This is a genomic window from Streptomyces sp. NPDC057137, assembly GCF_042670825.1.
GTDB lineage: Bacteria > Actinomycetota > Actinomycetes > Streptomycetales > Streptomycetaceae > Streptomyces.
The window spans coordinates 19,386-35,801 of the sequence record NZ_JBHUUW010000049.1; the positions used below are offsets into that span (position 1 = coordinate 19,386).

Sequence of the window (16,416 nt, forward strand, 5' to 3'; positions counted from 1 at the left end):
GCGCAGTTACGACTTCGCCGCGCTCCCGGTGCCTGCCCCCATGCAGCGATCGTGGGCGGTGCTGTTCGCCGCACGCTGCGAGCCGGGCGGCGGCTGGAATGCCCTGTCGGCGAGCTTGGCGAGCTGGCGGCAACTGCGGACTTTCGCACGTTTCCTCGCCGAGCAGGACCACCCGCCCACCGATGTCCCCGAGCTGACTGCGAGCCTCTGGAACCGTTGGCGTCTCAGCCGTCCCCAGAACGCATCCGGCCGCGACCAGATCACCCGGGTCGCATCGTTCCTCCTGGAGGACGGGCGCGTGACCGCGCCGCTCAAGGAGGCGATGGCCAAACGCGTCCCCCTGGTCAAGAAGACCGAGACGGCCTATCAGCCCGATGAATTCACGCAGGTTCGCACGGCCGCCCAGCGGATGTTCCGGGCCGCCCACCTGCGGATCAGCGAGAACACCGAACTCCTACGGAAGTGGCGGGCCGGAACCGTCGCCGCAGACACTCGCGAGCATCTGGTCGGCGAGGCTCTGGAAGCCCTGGCCCGCACCGGCAACGTTCCGCGCTATCAGGGCACCGACAGCCGAGTGCGGGTGATCAGCCGCTACCGCATCGCTCTGGGAGGGGAGAACGCACTGCACACGTGGCGACGTCTCTTCTTGAGCCGCATGGAGGCTACCGCCCTGGCGGTGCTGCTGTCCGCCGAGCACGGCTTCAACGCGACGACGGTGTCCAAACTGTCCGTCCCACGGGCGACACCGGACTCCGGGGAAGGCGGATTCCCCATCTATCGACTGGAGTTGGAGAAGGCCCGCCGAGGCGTCGGCCGCTACTTCGAGACCAGGAACTTCACTGACTTTGGGGCCGACTCGCCTGGTCGGCTGATTACCAAGGCCCTGCAGGCCACGGCCCCGGCCCGGGAGATCGTCGCTGACCTCGACCCCGATCTGGACCGTCTGGTGGTCTGGCGCGAGAACTATCCCAGGGAGCGCGACAACCCGGAGGACCTCTGGGTCGGGATGTTCGGCATCGGACTCCACCGCGAGGCCGCCAGCCACTGGGCCCGGAAGGCAGGCCTGCCCGGGGCCCCCATGAGGCGCCTTCGCAAGACCGTCAACGCCCTGCACCGCCGCGAACCGGGCCAGAACTCCCAGGACACTCACGACAGTGTCTACGTGCTGCCCGAACCCCAGGTCCAAGAGGCAGCGATCCCCGTGATCGCCGAAGGCATCAGCGAGGCCCTCGACCATGCACGGAACACGGTCCTGCGAGCCCGGCTCAGTGACGAGCCCGCACCGGATGACCTGGAGACGGCCACGGTCGGCTGCACCGATTACCGCAACAGCCCGTTCACTCTGGTCGGCGCCGGCTGCAGAGCATCGTTCCTGCTCTGCACCGCCTGCCCGAACGCACGCGTCGCACCCGTCCATCAACCTCGCCTGGCCCACCTGCACCGCAGCCTTCAAAGCCTGCGGGACGTCCTGGCCCCCGACCTATGGGACGCGGACTGGCATGACGCACACGCCCGCCTGGAGGACCTCAAGGACAGGCTCGGTGAGCCCGTCTGGCATCAGGCACTGGCCGCCGTCACGACCGAGGACCGAAAGATCATCGAACACCTTCTGAACGGACATTACGACGGGTGACAACCCTCCACGCCGCCGAACACACTCAGCTCACAACGCAGACCCCGGTCATCGGCGCCGCACTGATCATTAACCCCGACGAACCCGTGTCCCGCTTCGGTGACGCGATCTGGTCACTGGCCCCGCTGAACGTCAACCCGAGCGTTGAGCGCAAGCGCATCCTCTGGGCCACGTTCCCGGCCGCCTCCCGCAGTGAACTGCAACAGATCACCTATACGTTCATCAACCAGAGCCTGCCGGACTCCTTTCTCCTCGGCAGATCCGGGGCCTGGCGGAGTCGGATGAACGCCGAGAGTATCTACGAAGTCGTCATGACATGGCGGTACTTCGCCGGCTGGCTGCACGGCCAGAACATCACGACGCTGTCCCACTGCAGTGACCAGACCTACAGCGACTTCATCGCTCACCTGGTACGCGGACGGGGACTTTCGCGCGCCACGGTCGTGCACCGGATGACCGCGCTGACCCGCCTCTGGGTCTTCGACACGCTCAGCACCCACCCAGTCGGAATCGCCCAGCCGCCTTGGGAGCACGAAGGAGTCGACGACTATCTCCCGCCCGCGGAGGAAGGCGGCGGCGAGAACTCCACCGAGCCGATCACGCCAGCCACCATGGGCCCGCTGCTGATCTGGTCCATGAGGGTGGTCGATGATCTCTCCACCGACATCCTGGCCGCCTGGGCGGAGAAGGAACGACTGATCGAGGTGGCCCAGCGGACGGACGGGACCAAGAAGTCGCTGACCGCTCTGAAGACCTACCTGCAAGAGATCGCCGCAGTCGGCGGACTCATCCCCATGCACGTTCACGCGGGCAAACACGTCACGTCGGTCAGCTATATCGCTGGCCTCACCGGTTCCTCGATCAACCAGGTCAACAACATGCTCCGCCGAAAGGTCTGGCGGAACTACCGAGACCAGCACCCTGGGCCGAGCCCGCTGCCCGTCACGATGACCACGTTCGTCAACGGGCGCAGATGGACAAAAGCCATCGACTTCGCCCACGCCGACGTGCTGATGCGACACCTGGGTACCGCCTGCTTCATCGTGCTCGCATACCTCACCGGCATGCGGCCGGGCGAAGTGCTTGGACTACGAACCGGTTGCTGCCCCGAACCAGCGACCGGGCGGCACCTCATCTTCGGCACCGTCTATAAGACCGCGCGGGACGAAGACGGAAACCATCACTCCGGAGGCGAACTTCGGGAAGTGCCCTGGGTCGCCATTGCCCCCGCGGCCAACGCCATCCGCACCCTGGAGAAGATCGTCCCCAGCGACAGCCTCCTCTTTGAGGCCAGCGCTCACGATTTCCCCAACCACCGTGGGGACTACGTCGGTTCCGTCCTCACCCACACGATGAACGCCAGGATCGAGAACTTCATCACCTGGGCCAACGAGCTCTCCGACCGCCTCGATCTCCCCAGCGAATCCATCCCAGCGGACCCACACGGCAGGGTCGGAACCTCGCGATTCAGGCGGACACTGGCCTGGCACATCGCCCGCCGCCCCGGCGGACTGGTCGCCCTTGCCGTTCAATACGGCCACATGCGAACCGCCGTCAGCGGCGCATACGCCGCCCGAAGCCGCGACGGAATCCACACCCTCCTCGACATCGAGACCGCACGGGCCACAGCCGACACCCTCATGGTCCTGAACGACAGCCTTGCTGAGGGAGCCGGCCTCTCGGGGCCGGCAGCCCGTCGCGCCATCCACGCGGCAGCCCACGCTCCGACGTTCATCGGCTCCATCCGCACCGCCCGCCAGGCTCGCGACATCCTCAGCAATCCGGCCCTGGCCGTTCACGACAACCCACATGCCTACCTGATGTGTGTCTACAACCGGGACAAAGCGCTCTGCCACCGCACCATCGCCGCCGATGCTCCGTCCCTGGACCGATGCGTGTCCTCCTGCACCAACATCACCCGCACCGATCAGCATGCTGCTGAAATGACCTGGCAGGCCGAGACCTTGGAGGAACAAGCCGCCTCGGAAGCCGTTCCCCTTCCGCTGGCCGACCGGCTGGGAGACGAAGCCGCCCGCCTTCGGCAACTCGTCGAGCACCACCACAACAACCGCATCACCCGCGAGGAGATCCCCGAATGAGCCCGGCCCCGGACGAACGTGACCGGATCAACGCCGCGATGAACCGAATCCTGGCAGGCACCCCCGAGAGCTCCAATGGAGCGCTGACCATCGTCGCCCTCGCGTCCGAGGCCCAGGTTCCGCGCAATGCGCTCACCCAGCGCCACCTCGACTTGAAGAACGACTTCAACGAAAAGGTCCGCGCTCGGGGCGGGACTCCCGATCGAGAACTGCGACTTCGCAGGCAGGTCGTCAAGCTCAAGGAGCTCCGTGCCGCCGACGCAAAAGAGCTCAAGCAACTACGGGCCGACGTCGAGGCGCTGGTCGGCGCTCTGCACCAGTCAGAGATGGAAAATCGACAGCTGCGCAAGCAACTTGTCGAACACGACCCGAAGATCAGAGCCCTTCCGAATCAATCCCAACCAGCACCGGCACTTCGATAGCAGCGGCATCTACACAACAGACCCCGTGGCCCCGGACGGTGAATCCTTCGAGGTCTGAGTGCGTCCGGGGGGCGACTCAACCAACCCTGCTTCCAGGTTGGCGATGGAGACCCGCCGGCTTCGGCTCCAACCGGCCGAACGGCCGGACACCTGCGCGTCCTGCCAACTGACCGCGCACACCGTCCACATGAAGGCCGCCGGGCGACAAAACGGTACGGAAATGTCGGCGGGGGGCGCTACTCTATGAAGTGGCTCAAAGAGGACCCCGGTGGCGTCGAGGTCGACGGGCACCGGGGTCTCTTCCTTACTGGCATTCGGAACCTACCTCGAACGCAACGCCGAAGGCACCCACTGCCGGGGCGTTGTGATCATTGCCTCGCCGATCACGGCACGCCGGGCCTCCTCGCGGAACACGAGGAAGGACCCAGAACGTGCACCTGATAAAGGCCCGCGTCACCGACTACCGGTCCGTCGAGGACTCCGAAACCTTCGACATCGAAGACGACGTCACCTGTCTGGTCGGCAAGAACGAATCGGGCAAGACCACACTTCTGCAGGCGCTCTACCGGCTCAAGCCGGTCGAGGCCGTCAAGTTCGACGAAGTGATCGACTTCCCAGCCCGCAAGACCCGGGAACGCAAGCGGCTCCCCGACGGACAGCAGATTCCGGTAGTTCGGGCGACCTTCCGCTTCGACGACTCCGAGATGAAGCAGATCGCGGAGGAACTGGGACCGAAGGCCCTGCGGAGCCCGGAGTTCCAGGTCACCATCGGCTACCGCGACACCAAAAAGATCTTCACGATCCCCTACAACGAGACGGCGGCCGTCGACCACCTGCGCTCGGCTCTCGACCTGCCCGTCGCGGCGGCCAACGCGCTCAGCGGCGCGAAGACGGTCACGGACCTGCTCGACGCCCTGGACGAACTGGAAGAGATCCCCTCGGACGCCAGTGCCCTGGCCGAGCGCATCCGCGAATGGCGCGACAGCGACCTGGGGCTGCATCTGATCGACGCCTACGCGAGCAAGTGGATGCCGACGTTCGTCTACTTCGACGACTACGACTCCATGCCCGGCAAGGTCTCCCTCCCGGACCTGATCCGACGCAGCGATGCCGGCGACATCACGCGGGGAGAGCGGGCACTGTTGAGCCTCCTCGACATGGCCGGCGTCTCTCCCGAGGAGTTCAACGACTCCGACCAGCACGAACGCCTTATCCGTGAGCTGGAGAACTCGGGCAACGTCATCTCCGACGAGGTCTTCGAGTACTGGTCTCAGAACACGGAGCTCGAAGTCCAGCTGAAGACTCTCGCGCCGGAACCGGGTGCCGTGGCCCCCTTCGACCAGGGCCCGATCCTCCAGGTCCGCGTCTTCAACCGCCGCCACCGCGCATCCGTGCCCTTCGATGAAAGGTCCCGCGGCTTCGTCTGGTTCTTCTCCTTCCTCGCCTACTTCAACGAGCTGGAAGCAGCAGGAACCACCGACCTGATCCTTCTGCTCGACGAACCCGGACTGTCTCTCCACGGACGCGCCCAGGAGGACTTTCTGCGTCTCGTCGACGACCGGCTGGCGCCGAAGCACCAGGTCCTCTACACCACGCACTCGCCCTTTATGGTCGATCCCGACCACCTCAACCGCGTCCGGACTGTGATCGACATGGAGCGCGGTGGAGCCAAGGTCTCCTCGGAGATCTTCAAGGCCGACGAAGACACCGCCTTCCCTCTGCTGACCGCGATGGGCATTGAGATGACCCAGACGCTGTTCGTCGGAGAGCACACCCTGCTCCTCGAAGGCCCTAGCGACCTGATCTACCTGGACGTTCTCACCGACATCGCCGAAGCGAACGGCTCCACCGGCCTTGACCCACGCTGGGTGAAGACCCCCATCGGCGGCTCCGGCAAGCTGTCCACCTTCGTGACCCTCCTCGGCGCGAACAAGCTGAACGTCGCTGTCCTCATCGACTCCAGCACCAAGGACGTCGGCGCCGTCCAGCGACTCCGCGACAACGACCAGCTGTCCAAGAACGGGCTCGTCGAGATCAGCGAGTTCACCGGCACCGGCGACGCGGACGTCGAGGACTTGTTCGACCGGAACTTCTACCTGGGCCTCGTCAACCGCGCATACGACTCGCAGCTCACCACTCCGATCACCATCGCGGAACTGAACGCGAAGGACCCCCGCGTCATTCGGCAGATCGAGGCCGTGTTCAAGAAGCGGAAGATCGCCGCACGATTCAACCACTACAAGCCCGCAGCGGTCCTCCTCCGCGAACAGGCCGAGCTCGGCCCGGGCATCGACTCCGCCACGATCGCCCGGGCCGACCAACTGTTCACTCGGCTCAACTCCCTTCTCCCCAGGCGTTGAACGGACCGAATCGAACCCCGGGCAGCAGTTATAGTTGACCTCTCCTCAATGAATAAGGATGGTCATATGCGCTTGGGTGGGGTCGCCGAGGTTGCAGCAGCGCTCGGGGTGAGTACGCAGAGGCTCGCTCTTTTGCGGCAGCGGGGAAGTTTCCCCGCTGCCGCGGCCGAGATTGCCCAGGGCCCTATCTGGGATCTGGACGTCATCGAGGCATGGTCCTCCTCCGGTTCGCGACGCAGCCGACCGGGGCGACCGTCAGCCGTTGAAGCCCGTCGGCTGATCGGCGATCGCTTCGAGATCGAGGAACCCCCGATCGGTTGGGGCGGATTCGCGGACGTCTACCGCGCGTTGGACCGGCGGACCGACCAGACCGTCGCCGTCAAGGTCCAGCGTGATGTCCACGACCTTGGCGGTGACGCCGTTCGGCGCTTTCAGCGTGAGCTGCGGATCCTCAGAGATCTGCATCACCCCAACGTGATCCCCGTTATTGCCCACGGGAACATGTCGGAGCAGAACGACATCTGGTACGCCATGCCCCTTGCCCAGGGCAGTCTCCAGAACTACATCGCGGAGTTCGAGGGCGATGAAATGCAGATCGCCGACGTGATGAGCCAGATCTGCGCGGGCCTCACCTATGTGCACGACGCGGGCATCCTTCACCGCGACCTCAAGCCGGCCAACGTCCTCTGGACGGCTGAGGGCCAGTGGGCGATCAGCGACTTCGGACTCGCCCGTGAGCAGGAAGGCGTGACGACCACGCTCACATTGACGGGAGAAGGCTTTGGCACCCCTTTCTACTGGGCACCCGAGCAGCGGAACGCGGCCAAGACCGTCGACGCTCGTGCTGACGTCTTCTCACTGGGCAAGATCATGCATCACCTGCTCGCCGGGCAGCCTCCCTTTGAACACGACGACATCCCGGAAAGCCCTCTTCGTCCGGTGATCCAACGCGCGACGGCGAAGTACGCGCAGCGATACGAGTCCCCTCACGCGCTCCTGGAAGCGATCCACGCCGCTCTCTCTACGAGCCCGGAGTGGCAGACGGCAGAGACGATCGCCAGACTCCTGGCCCCCCGCCTTGCATCTGACTTCCCCGACCTGTCCGCGATCGACGAATTCCTGAGCTGGGCACAGCAGGTCGAACCCGAGGACTACGAGGCAGTGGCTTCGGTCCTGGTCGACACGTCGTCAGCGTCCATGTCCGTGGCCTGGGAGCGCAACAGCGTCGGCTTCATGAACATCTACGAGAACTTCTGCGGCTACATCGAGGACACGCGCTTCGACTTCGACTACTGCGACGGGCTGGCCAACACCTGCCACCGGGCCGTCACCGTAACGTCGGACTTGCAGATCCTTAGGCACACCGTCCGGGCGCTCCCGAGCCTGGGATGGCACCACGGTCGCTGGCATGTCCGCGACCTCCTCACGGGCCTCCTGCAGGGCATCACGTCCCCGGACCGCGCATTGGTGGCATTGGAAGCACTGCAGGACGCCGCGTCACAGGCAGGTCCGGTTGAGTGGTCGTTCGAAGAGTTCACGATCCGATCGCTGCACCCTGTTTTGCGGACCGGCATCCGCAAGATCACTAAGTCAAGTTAGGGCAGGGAATGACGCCTCCGCCCTGACCTGGGCGCGCGGTTTGATCAACACGCTGAACTTGACAGGGAAGACGTCACACATCGCCAGCGCCCAGCCCGGCGGCGGCCACCCGGTGACCATCCGGGTGAAGGGCGCCGGCCGCAGGACGGCCAGCAGCAGGAGCACCGCGCAGGCGGCGGCGACCCACGGGTGGCCGCGTATGCGCCGTACCGCGCAAACGACGAGGACCATGACGACAGCGAGCAGCGCGCCGCCCCGCCAGCCGCCGGGCCACTCGGCCTCGGCCCCGGGCAGCGCCGCGCCCGTGCGGGCGACCGAGGCGATCCACCCGGCGGGCCAGCCCGCGCACCGGGCCAGCAGCTCGGCCGCCGGCATCGCCACCGGCGCCGTGGCGAGCGCCGCGAACCCGAGCACCGTCGCGGGCGCCACCGCCAGCTCCGCGAACAGGTTGCAGGGGATCGCGACAAGGCTGACCCGCGCGGCGAACACGGCCACCACCGGTGCGCACACGGCCTGCGCCGATGCCGCCGCCGCCAGCACCTCGGCGAGCCTGGGCGGCACCCCACGCCGCCGCATCGCCGCGCTCCAGCGCGGCCCGATCGTGAGCAGCGCGCCGGTGGCGAGCACGGACAGCACGAAGCCGAAGCTGCGTGCCAGGGCGGGGTCCCAGAGGACGAGGAGCAGTACGGCGGCGGCCAGCGCCGGGATCAGGGATCTGCGCCGGCCGGTGCCGATGGCGAGCAGGGTGATCAGTCCGCAGGCCGCCGCCCGCAGCACGCTGGGCTCCGGTCGGCAGACCACCACGAAGGCGAGCGTGAGCGCCCCGCCGAACACCGCGGTCGACCGCAGCGAGATCCCCAGCCGTGGTGCGAGCCCGCGCCGCTCGGCCCGCAGCGCGAGTCCGGGCGGCCCGATGAGCAGGGCGAGGACGATCGTCAGATTGCTTCCGGAGACGGCGAGCAGATGGGAGAGGTCGGTCGCGGTGAAGGCGTCGTGCAGTTCGGGCGGGATCCGGGAGGTGTCCCCGACGACCAGTCCGGGGAGCAGGGCGCGGGCGTCCGGCGGGAGCCCCTCCGTCGCCTCGCGCAGTCCGGCGCGCAGTTGGCCCGCGGTGCGTTGGAGGCCGGTCGGTGGGCGTACGACCCGCGGCGGCCCGCTCCCCTCCACCCGCAGCAGCGCCGCGTACCTCTCGTCGCCCTCCGTCGGCGGCGCGAGCCGCCCGGCCAGCCTCAGCCCGGTCGACGGCAGCAGCCGCTGCCACGCCTCAGCACCGTCCCCCGCTCCGGCGAATACGAGCACCGGCGTACGGACGGTCGTGGTGGCTCCGCCGGTGGACGACACGCCCGTGAGGTCCGCGTCCAGGACGAGGCCCGCCGACGAGAGCCTGTCGCCGTGCACCCGTGGTCTGGTGGGGCGCGGGTCGGTGGTGACCGTGAGGTCGACGGTGACGCGTGCGTACCGATCCGCCAGTGCGGGCACCGGGCCCCGGTGCCGGTCCGCGCCGTGCAACCAGGCCGACCCCGCCCCCGCGACGGCGCAGAGCAGCACAGCGGCGACAGCGACCCCGTTCACCCTCCGCCGCACGCCCCTCGGCCCTGGACCCGGCACCAGCGCGGCCCGGACCAGCAACACCCCCGCCACGACGAGCCCGGCCAGCACCACACCGGCGACCCAGCTCCCCGGTGCGCCCGTCGCCAGCGCCGCGGCGGCCCAGGCCGCCAACGCCGGTGGCACCAGCCGTAGATCGGCCGGGCCCTCCTGGCGAGGGGCGGCGGCGCCCAGCGCATTCCCCGAGGCCGCGTGCACGGCCGCGCGGGTCACGGCCGCACACGGGGCTCGATGTCGGCGAAGCGGCGTTCGCCGATCCCGTTCACTTCGCGCAGCTGGTCGACGGAGCTGAATCCGCCGTGCCGGGTGCGGTAGTCGATGATGTGCTGCGCGAGCACCGGTCCGACGCCGGGCAGTGTGTCGAGCTGTTCGACGGTGGCCGTGCCGAGACTCACCGGCGCGCCCTCCGGACCCGCCGCGCCCGTGCCGGGCACGGCGGCGGCCTGCCCCGGTGGCGCGGGGCCGCCGACGACCACCTGCTCACCGTCCACCAGTACCCGTGCCCGGTTCAACCCGGTCAGATCGGCGCCGGGCCTGACTCCCCCGGCTGCGCGCAGCGCGTCGGTGACCCTCGACCCGGCGGGCAGCCGGCGAACGCCGGGACTGCGCACCTTGCCGCTGACATCGACCACCACACGCCCGGCCGGCGACGCGGCAGCCGACGCAGGCGCCCCCGACGACGGCGCGGGATCGCGGGCAGACCCGGTCGCGGCCACCGCTTCACGGACCATCTCCGGCGCGCTGACCGACTGCGGCCGACCGGACCAGAAATGCTGGGCCGCCAGCACGGCGGCCACGACCAGCACCACCACGAGCGCGGCCAGCGTCTTCGGCTCAAGCCCGCATCTGAGCTGCACCCACAACGGCAACCGCTCCCGTACGGCCGCCCACACCCGCTCGCGCCGCCCACCCGCCTGCTCCCCCACATCCGGCGGCACCGCCGTGCGACCCCCTACTGAGGCGGGAGTTGACGCCGGAGCCGGCACCGGAGCTGACGCGGGAATCGACGCCGGAGCCGGGCTGCCCACCACCGCGGCCGACCGCGCCGCCCCCGCGTCCGCGAGCCCTACGGCGAACAGTGCGTCGGCGCGGCGCCGTAACGCCGTCGTCGCGGGTGTCGTCCCCGCGCGCCTGTGGCGCGAGCGTGGCGCGGAGGAGACGAGGGACCGGCCACGGCCGGCGCCGTGGCGGGCCTGACGGACCTGACGGACACGACTGTCGGACGTCGGAGCGCGACCGGGGCCGCTGGTCACGGAGTGTGATCGGGGAGTCATGCCACCAGACGGTAGGCACTCCCCGTCGATCTCGCCGAAGCCGTCGAATTACCGTGGATAACTCACCAGTTGTGGATAACTCGGCCACCCGAACGAGCGATTCCGCGCCCGCGCGCCGCATCGCTCACCCCGCTCAGCGCGGCGAGACCACAGCCCCCAACAGCCCCGGCCCGGTGTGCGCCCCGATCACCGCGCCCACCTCGCTCACATGCATCTCGGCGAGGCCCGGCACCCGCTCCCGCAGCCGGTCGGCGAGCGCGGCAGCCCTCTCCGGCGCCGCGAGATGGTGCACGGCGATATCGACCTGCCCGGTCCCCGCCCGCTCGGCGACGATCTCCTCCAGGCGCGCGATCGCCTTCGAAGCCGTACGCACCTTCTCCAGCAACTCGATCCGCCCGCCGTCCAGTTGGAGCAGCGGCTTCATGGCGAGGGCCGAGCCGAGAAGCGCCTGCGCGGCGCCGATACGGCCGCCGCGCCGCAGGTAGTCGAGGGTGTCGACGTAGAAGTACGCGTATGTCCCGGCGGCCCGCTTCTCTGCAGCCGCCACCGCCTCGTCCAGCGACCCGTCCGCCTCCGCCGTCTCGGCCGCAGCCAGGGCGCAGAAGCCGAGGGCCATCGCGACCATCCCGGTGTCCACCACCCGTACCGGCACGGGTGCGTCGCGCGCGGCGAGAACCGCGGCGTCGTACGTCCCGGAGAACTCCGCCGACAGATGCAGGGAGACGATGCCCGTCGCCCCGGCCTCGGCCGCTGCCCGGTAGGCGGCGGCGAAGACTTCTGGGCTCGGCCGCGAGGTGGTCACGGAGCGCCGTTTCTGCAGCGCGAGCGCGAGTGATCTGGCCGAGATCTCGGTGCCCTCTTCGAGTGCCCGGTCGCCGAGAACCACGGTCAGCGGGACCGCGGTGATGCCATGGCGTTCCATCGCCTGGGGCGGCAGGTAGGCCGTTGAATCGGTGACGATCGCGACATGGCGGGACATGAGCGGGAGGTTACCCGCCGCGACCGCGGGTCGGGAGCCCGGCCCCGCCACGCCCGCCGAATTCGAAGAGGTCCCCATCGGCTTCCGCCCTCTTCCTTGCTTCGCCGTATCCGATCTCCACGGATCCGATCTCGACGGGTCCATATCTCTGACGGCCCGCCACCGCGTCATGCGTCTGCCCCGCCCGACCGCCCGCAACCCGATCAACTGCGAGCCGAGGGCAGGCGGAACGGCAGACGAACCGATCGGTCCGTCAGTTCGCCGGTCCGTCAGTTCGTCGTCTCCGGCCGCGCCGACTTCTCCTGCCAGGGATAGGTCGTCCGCCGGGGGTCGGGCGGCTCGATCGCCTGCGGTCCCTCGCCCGCCGGCGGCGGCTCGGGCCACGTCTGGTCGGCGAGCGTGGGCTCCACGCCCTCCGGCCGCGCCGCGCGCCCACCGCGCTGCCCTGCCTGCTCCGGCTCACTCGCGGGCTCCGGCTCGGGCCACTCCATGGCCCCCTGCCGGTTCGGGTCCGCGTGCGGCGCCGCGTTCGGGTCCGCGTTCGGATCCACCGCCGACCAGTGCCGCAGCGCCCCCGACTCGACGTCGATCTGCTCGCTCAGAAGCGTCAGCTCGTCCTCGGAGAACTTCCGCGCCCGGTCCCTTGCCGCCCACCGCAGCGAGTCGGCCGACTTCGTGATCCGCTCCGTACGCTCCCGCAGCTCGCCGAGCCGCCGCGCGATCGTCGCCCGGTCCGGGTCCCGCTCCAGCCGCCTCAACTCGTCGTCCAGCTCACGCCCGTACACACTCAGCCGCTGGAAGAGGCTCAGCGACTCCGACAGCGAGGCGTCCTCCGCCTCGTTCGCCCGGAGCGCCTCCTGGGTGGCCCGCATCGACGTACGCAGCGTCAGCCGGAGCTGCGCCAGCTCGGCCGGTACGCCGGTCTGCCCGAGGCTCTTGGCTCTCAGGGTGGTGTCCTCGACGGTCCGGCGGGCCTGCGAGATCGTACGGTCCACGCCTCGCTTGGCAGCACGGACCGCCTTGACGCTCACGAATACGCCCAAGGCCACGAATGCGACAAAGAGCAGCGCCACGATCAAAAGCACGGCCTCCATGTGGATGCCTCTCCGGTGTCGACGTCGGTCCCTCCACCGTAAACGGAACGGACACCCTGAGGGTTCCGTCCGGACCCCCAAACTGCCCGTAAGGGAAAGCCCTGTGCCCGTGAGCCGCCGGCCGGCCGCCCGCAGAATCCCCGAGAGAATCCCGCGGGCGGCCCACACATACCCCACCGGGGCTTACGCAATCGCTCGACTACCCGGTCGCCTACCCGGTCGCTTACGCCGTCACGATGTTGACCAGCTTCGGCGCCCGCACGATCACCTTGCGGATACCCGCGCCGCCCAGCGCCGCGACCACCGCGGCGTCGCCCAGCGCCAGCGCTTCCAGTTCCTCGTCCGAGATCGACGGGGAGACGTCCAGCCGCGCCTTGACCTTGCCCTTGACCTGTACGACGCAGGTGACCGTCTCGTCGATCACATACGCCGGGTCGGCGGCCGGGAAGGCCTCGTGCGCCACCGAGCCGGTGTGCCCCAGCTTGCGCCACAGCTCCTCGGCGACGTGCGGCGCCAGCGGCGCCACCAGCAGCACCAGCCGCTCCGCGACCGAGCGGGCGACCGGCCCGCCCACCTTCGTCAGATGGTTGTTCAGCTCGGTGATCTTGGCGATGGCGGTGTTGAAGCGCAGCGCGGCCAAGTCGTGGCCGACCCCGTCGATCGCCTTGTGCAGGGCACGCAGCGTCGTCACGTCGACGTCGGCGTCCGGCACGTCCACGACCGTGACCTCACCGGTCGCCTCGTCCACGACGTTGCGCCACAGCCGCTGCAGCAGCCGGTACTGGCCCACCACCGCGCGCGTGTCCCACGGCCGCGAGACGTCCAGCGGGCCCATGGCCATCTCGTACAGGCGCAGTGTGTCGGCGCCGTACTCCGCGAAGATCTCGTCCGGAGTGACCGCGTTCTTCAGGGACTTGCCCATCTTGCCCAGCAGCTTGCTGACCTTCTCGCCCCGGAACCAGTGAGCGCCGTCCCGCTCCTCGACCTCGTTGGCCTCGACCGCGATGCCGCGGCTGTCCCGGTAGACGTACGCCTGGATCATGCCCTGGTTGTAGAGCTTGTGGAACGGCTCGACCGACGAGACATGACCCAGGTCGAACAGCACCTTGGACCAGAAGCGCGCGTACAGCAGGTGCAGTACGGCGTGCTCGGCGCCGCCCACGTACAGGTCGACGCCGCCGTGCGGCATGCCCTCACGCGGGCCCATCCAGTACTGCTCGACGGCCGGGTCGACCAGCTTCTCGGTGTTGTTGGGGTCCAGGTAGCGCAGCTCGTACCAGCATGAACCGGCCCAGTTCGGCATGGTGTTGGTCTCGCGGCGGTAGCGCCGTACGCCCTTGCCGTCGCCCAGGTCCAGCTCGACGGCGACCCAGTCCTCGTTCCGCGACAGCGGTGTCTCGGGCCGGGTGTCCGCGTCGTCCGGGTCGAAGGTGCGCGGCGAGTAGTCGTCGACCTCGGGCAGTTCCAGCGGCAGCATCGACTCGGGCAGCGCGTGCGCGATGCCGTCCTCGTCGTAGACGACGGGGAAGGGCTCGCCCCAGTAGCGCTGCCGGCTGAACAGCCAGTCACGCAGCCGGAAGTTGACCGTTCCCTCGCCGATGCCCCCGGCGGTCAGCCACTCGGTGATCTTCGCCTTGGCGTCGACCACGCCCAGCCCGTCCAGGCTGATGGCGGGGGCCGACGAGTTGACGATCTTCGCGTCGTACGCGACGAACGCGTCCTCCCACTGAGAGGCGTCGGTGCCCCGGCCGTCCGTCGGCTCCACGACGCAGCGCATCGACAGCTCGAAAGCGCGTGCAAACGCAAAGTCACGGCTGTCATGCGCCGGGACGGCCATGATCGCGCCGGTGCCGTATCCCATCAGGACGTAGTCCGCGATGAAGACCGGGATCCGCTCGCCGTTGGCCGGATTCGTCGCGTACGCCCCGGTGAAGACGCCCGTCTTGTCCTTGGCCTCGGCCTGCCTCTCGACGTCGGACTTCGACGCGGCCTGCTTGCGGTACGCGTCGACGGCGTCGGCGGGCGTCGCGTGGCCGCCCGTCCACACGTCGTGCGTGCCCTCGGGCCACGCGGCCGGGACGATCTTCTCGACCAGCTCGTGCTCCGGCGCCAGGACCATGTACGTGGCGCCGAACAGCGTGTCCTGACGGGTCGTGAAGACGGTGATGGCACCGGCGTCGCCGACCGGGAAGTCGACGCGCGCGCCCTCGCTGCGCCCGATCCAGTTGCGCTGCTGCTGCTTGATGGCATCGGGCCAGTCCAGCGCGTCCAGGTCGTCCAGCAGCCGGTCGGCGTAGGCGGTGATGCGCATGTTCCACTGGCGCAGCTTGGACTTGAAGACCGGGAAGTTGCCGCGCTCGGAGCGTCCGTCGGCGGTGACTTCCTCGTTGGCCAGGACGGTGCCCAGGCCGGGACACCAGTTGACGGGGGCGTCGGAGGCGTACGCCAGCCGGTACCCGCCCAGAATGTCCGCCCGCTCGTTCTCGGTCAGTTCACTCCAGCTCCGGCCGTCCGGCGTCGCGCGCTCGCCGCTCTCGAACCGCGCCACCAGCTCGGTGATCGGGCGGGCCTTGTCGGCCTCGGGGTCGTACCAGGAGTTGAAGATCTGTACGAAGATCCACTGCGTCCAGCGGTAGAACTCGGGGTCGATCGTGGCGACCGAGCGCCGCTTGTCGTGCCCCAGGCCCAGCCGGCGCAGCTGCCGCGTCATGTTCTCCATGGCGGCCTCGGTCGACACCCGGGGGTGGGTGCCGGTGCTGATCGCGTACTGCTCGGCGGGCAGGCCGAAGGCGTCGAAGCCCAGCGTGTGCAGCACGTTGTAGCCGCTCATGCGCTGATGGCGGGCGTAGACGTCGGTGGCGATGTAGCCGAGCGGGTGCCCGACGTGCAGTCCGGTACCGGAGGGGTACGGGAACATGTCCATGACGTACTTCTTGGGGCGCGCGACGACGGCCGGGTCCCCGGCCAGGTCGCCCGTCGGGTTCGGCGCCTCGTAGGTGCCTTCGGCGTCCCAGAAGTCCTGCCAGCGTGCCTCGATGTCGGCGGCCATGGCAGCCGTGTAGCGGTGCGGCGCGGTCGTCGCGGTCGTCTCCGCGTCGGCGGCGGCCGGATTCGTCTCGCTCATGTCCTCTGAAGCTCCATCGATCGTCTCTGCCGCGGGAATGAAAAAACCCCTCACACAGGAGGGGGCAGCCACGCTGATTCCGACCGGATCTGGCATCCGTCGGTACTGATCAGCGCGGCTCGCTAAGCAGAAGGCGTACGGCACGCATGCGAGCAGGGTACCGCAGCGGGCGGAGGGCTCGCACGGCGGATTCGGGCCGGGGACGGGCGCGTGGGAGGCGCGGT

The 16,416-nt window shown here is 68.8% G+C and carries 10 protein-coding genes and 1 pseudogene; 6 read left to right on the forward strand and 5 right to left on the reverse strand.

Annotation, left to right across the window (positions count from 1 at the left end):
• Nucleotides 1-40: 40 nt before the first annotated feature.
• The 5 genes from ACFT9I_RS29470 (at nucleotide 41) to ACFT9I_RS29490 (ending at nucleotide 8,113) form a co-directional block, all read left to right on the forward strand.
• Nucleotides 41-1,633, forward strand: a complete 1,593-nt coding sequence (locus tag ACFT9I_RS29470; RefSeq protein WP_382569186.1) for a hypothetical protein — start codon at nucleotides 41-43, stop codon at nucleotides 1,631-1,633.
• Nucleotides 1,630-3,732, forward strand: a complete 2,103-nt coding sequence (locus ACFT9I_RS29475; RefSeq protein WP_382569188.1) for an integrase — start codon at nucleotides 1,630-1,632, stop codon at nucleotides 3,730-3,732. The genes ACFT9I_RS29470 and ACFT9I_RS29475 overlap by 4 nt, the downstream gene beginning before the upstream one ends.
• Nucleotides 3,729-4,154, forward strand: coding sequence for a hypothetical protein (locus ACFT9I_RS29480; protein ID WP_382569190.1), 426 nt, complete (start codon nucleotides 3,729-3,731; stop codon nucleotides 4,152-4,154). Before ACFT9I_RS29475 ends, ACFT9I_RS29480 begins: the two co-directional genes overlap by 4 nt.
• A gap of 431 nt (nucleotides 4,155-4,585) precedes the next feature.
• A complete protein-coding gene (locus tag ACFT9I_RS29485; RefSeq protein WP_382569192.1) occupies nucleotides 4,586-6,514 on the forward strand; it encodes an ATP-dependent endonuclease in 1,929 nt (642 codons plus the stop codon).
• Between the two features lie 66 nt (nucleotides 6,515-6,580).
• Nucleotides 6,581-8,113, forward strand: a complete 1,533-nt coding sequence (locus ACFT9I_RS29490; RefSeq protein ID WP_382569193.1) for a serine/threonine-protein kinase — start codon at nucleotides 6,581-6,583, stop codon at nucleotides 8,111-8,113.
• 69 nt (nucleotides 8,114-8,182) lie between these two features.
• Here the strand turns inward: ACFT9I_RS29490 and ACFT9I_RS29495 are convergent.
• Both ACFT9I_RS29495 and ACFT9I_RS29500 read right to left on the reverse strand, forming a co-directional pair.
• Nucleotides 8,183-9,934 (reverse strand): annotated as a pseudogene (locus ACFT9I_RS29495) (ComEC/Rec2 family competence protein); the annotation flags it as partial.
• Complete coding sequence (locus tag ACFT9I_RS29500) at nucleotides 9,931-10,647, reverse strand: helix-hairpin-helix domain-containing protein (RefSeq protein WP_382569195.1); 717 nt, start codon at nucleotides 10,645-10,647, stop codon at nucleotides 9,931-9,933. The gene ACFT9I_RS29500 and the pseudogene ACFT9I_RS29495, both read right to left, overlap by 4 nt.
• Nucleotides 10,648-10,663: 16 nt before the next feature.
• Here ACFT9I_RS29500 and ACFT9I_RS29505 point away from each other — a divergent pair, with 16 nt between their 5' ends.
• Nucleotides 10,664-10,918 carry a hypothetical protein gene (locus ACFT9I_RS29505; protein ID WP_382569197.1) on the forward strand — a complete coding sequence of 85 codons (255 nt, stop codon included), beginning with the start codon at nucleotides 10,664-10,666 and terminating at the stop codon, nucleotides 10,916-10,918.
• A gap of 210 nt (nucleotides 10,919-11,128) precedes the next feature.
• Here the strand turns inward: ACFT9I_RS29505 and ACFT9I_RS29510 are convergent, their stop codons facing one another.
• The 3 genes from ACFT9I_RS29510 to leuS all read right to left on the reverse strand — a co-directional run bounded on the left by ACFT9I_RS29510 (nucleotide 11,129) and on the right by leuS (nucleotide 16,192).
• Nucleotides 11,129-11,974: a DegV family protein gene (locus tag ACFT9I_RS29510; RefSeq protein WP_382569198.1), complete on the reverse strand. Its 846-nt coding sequence runs from the start codon at nucleotides 11,972-11,974 to the stop codon at nucleotides 11,129-11,131.
• 269 nt (nucleotides 11,975-12,243) lie between these two features.
• Nucleotides 12,244-13,068, reverse strand: a complete 825-nt coding sequence (locus ACFT9I_RS29515; RefSeq protein WP_382569199.1) for a hypothetical protein — start codon at nucleotides 13,066-13,068, stop codon at nucleotides 12,244-12,246.
• A gap of 223 nt (nucleotides 13,069-13,291) precedes the next feature.
• The gene (leuS, locus tag ACFT9I_RS29520) at nucleotides 13,292-16,192 is read right to left on the reverse strand and encodes a leucine--tRNA ligase (protein WP_382569201.1); all 2,901 of its coding nucleotides are present in this window, start codon (nucleotides 16,190-16,192) and stop codon (nucleotides 13,292-13,294) included.
• Nucleotides 16,193-16,416 lie beyond the last annotated feature (224 nt).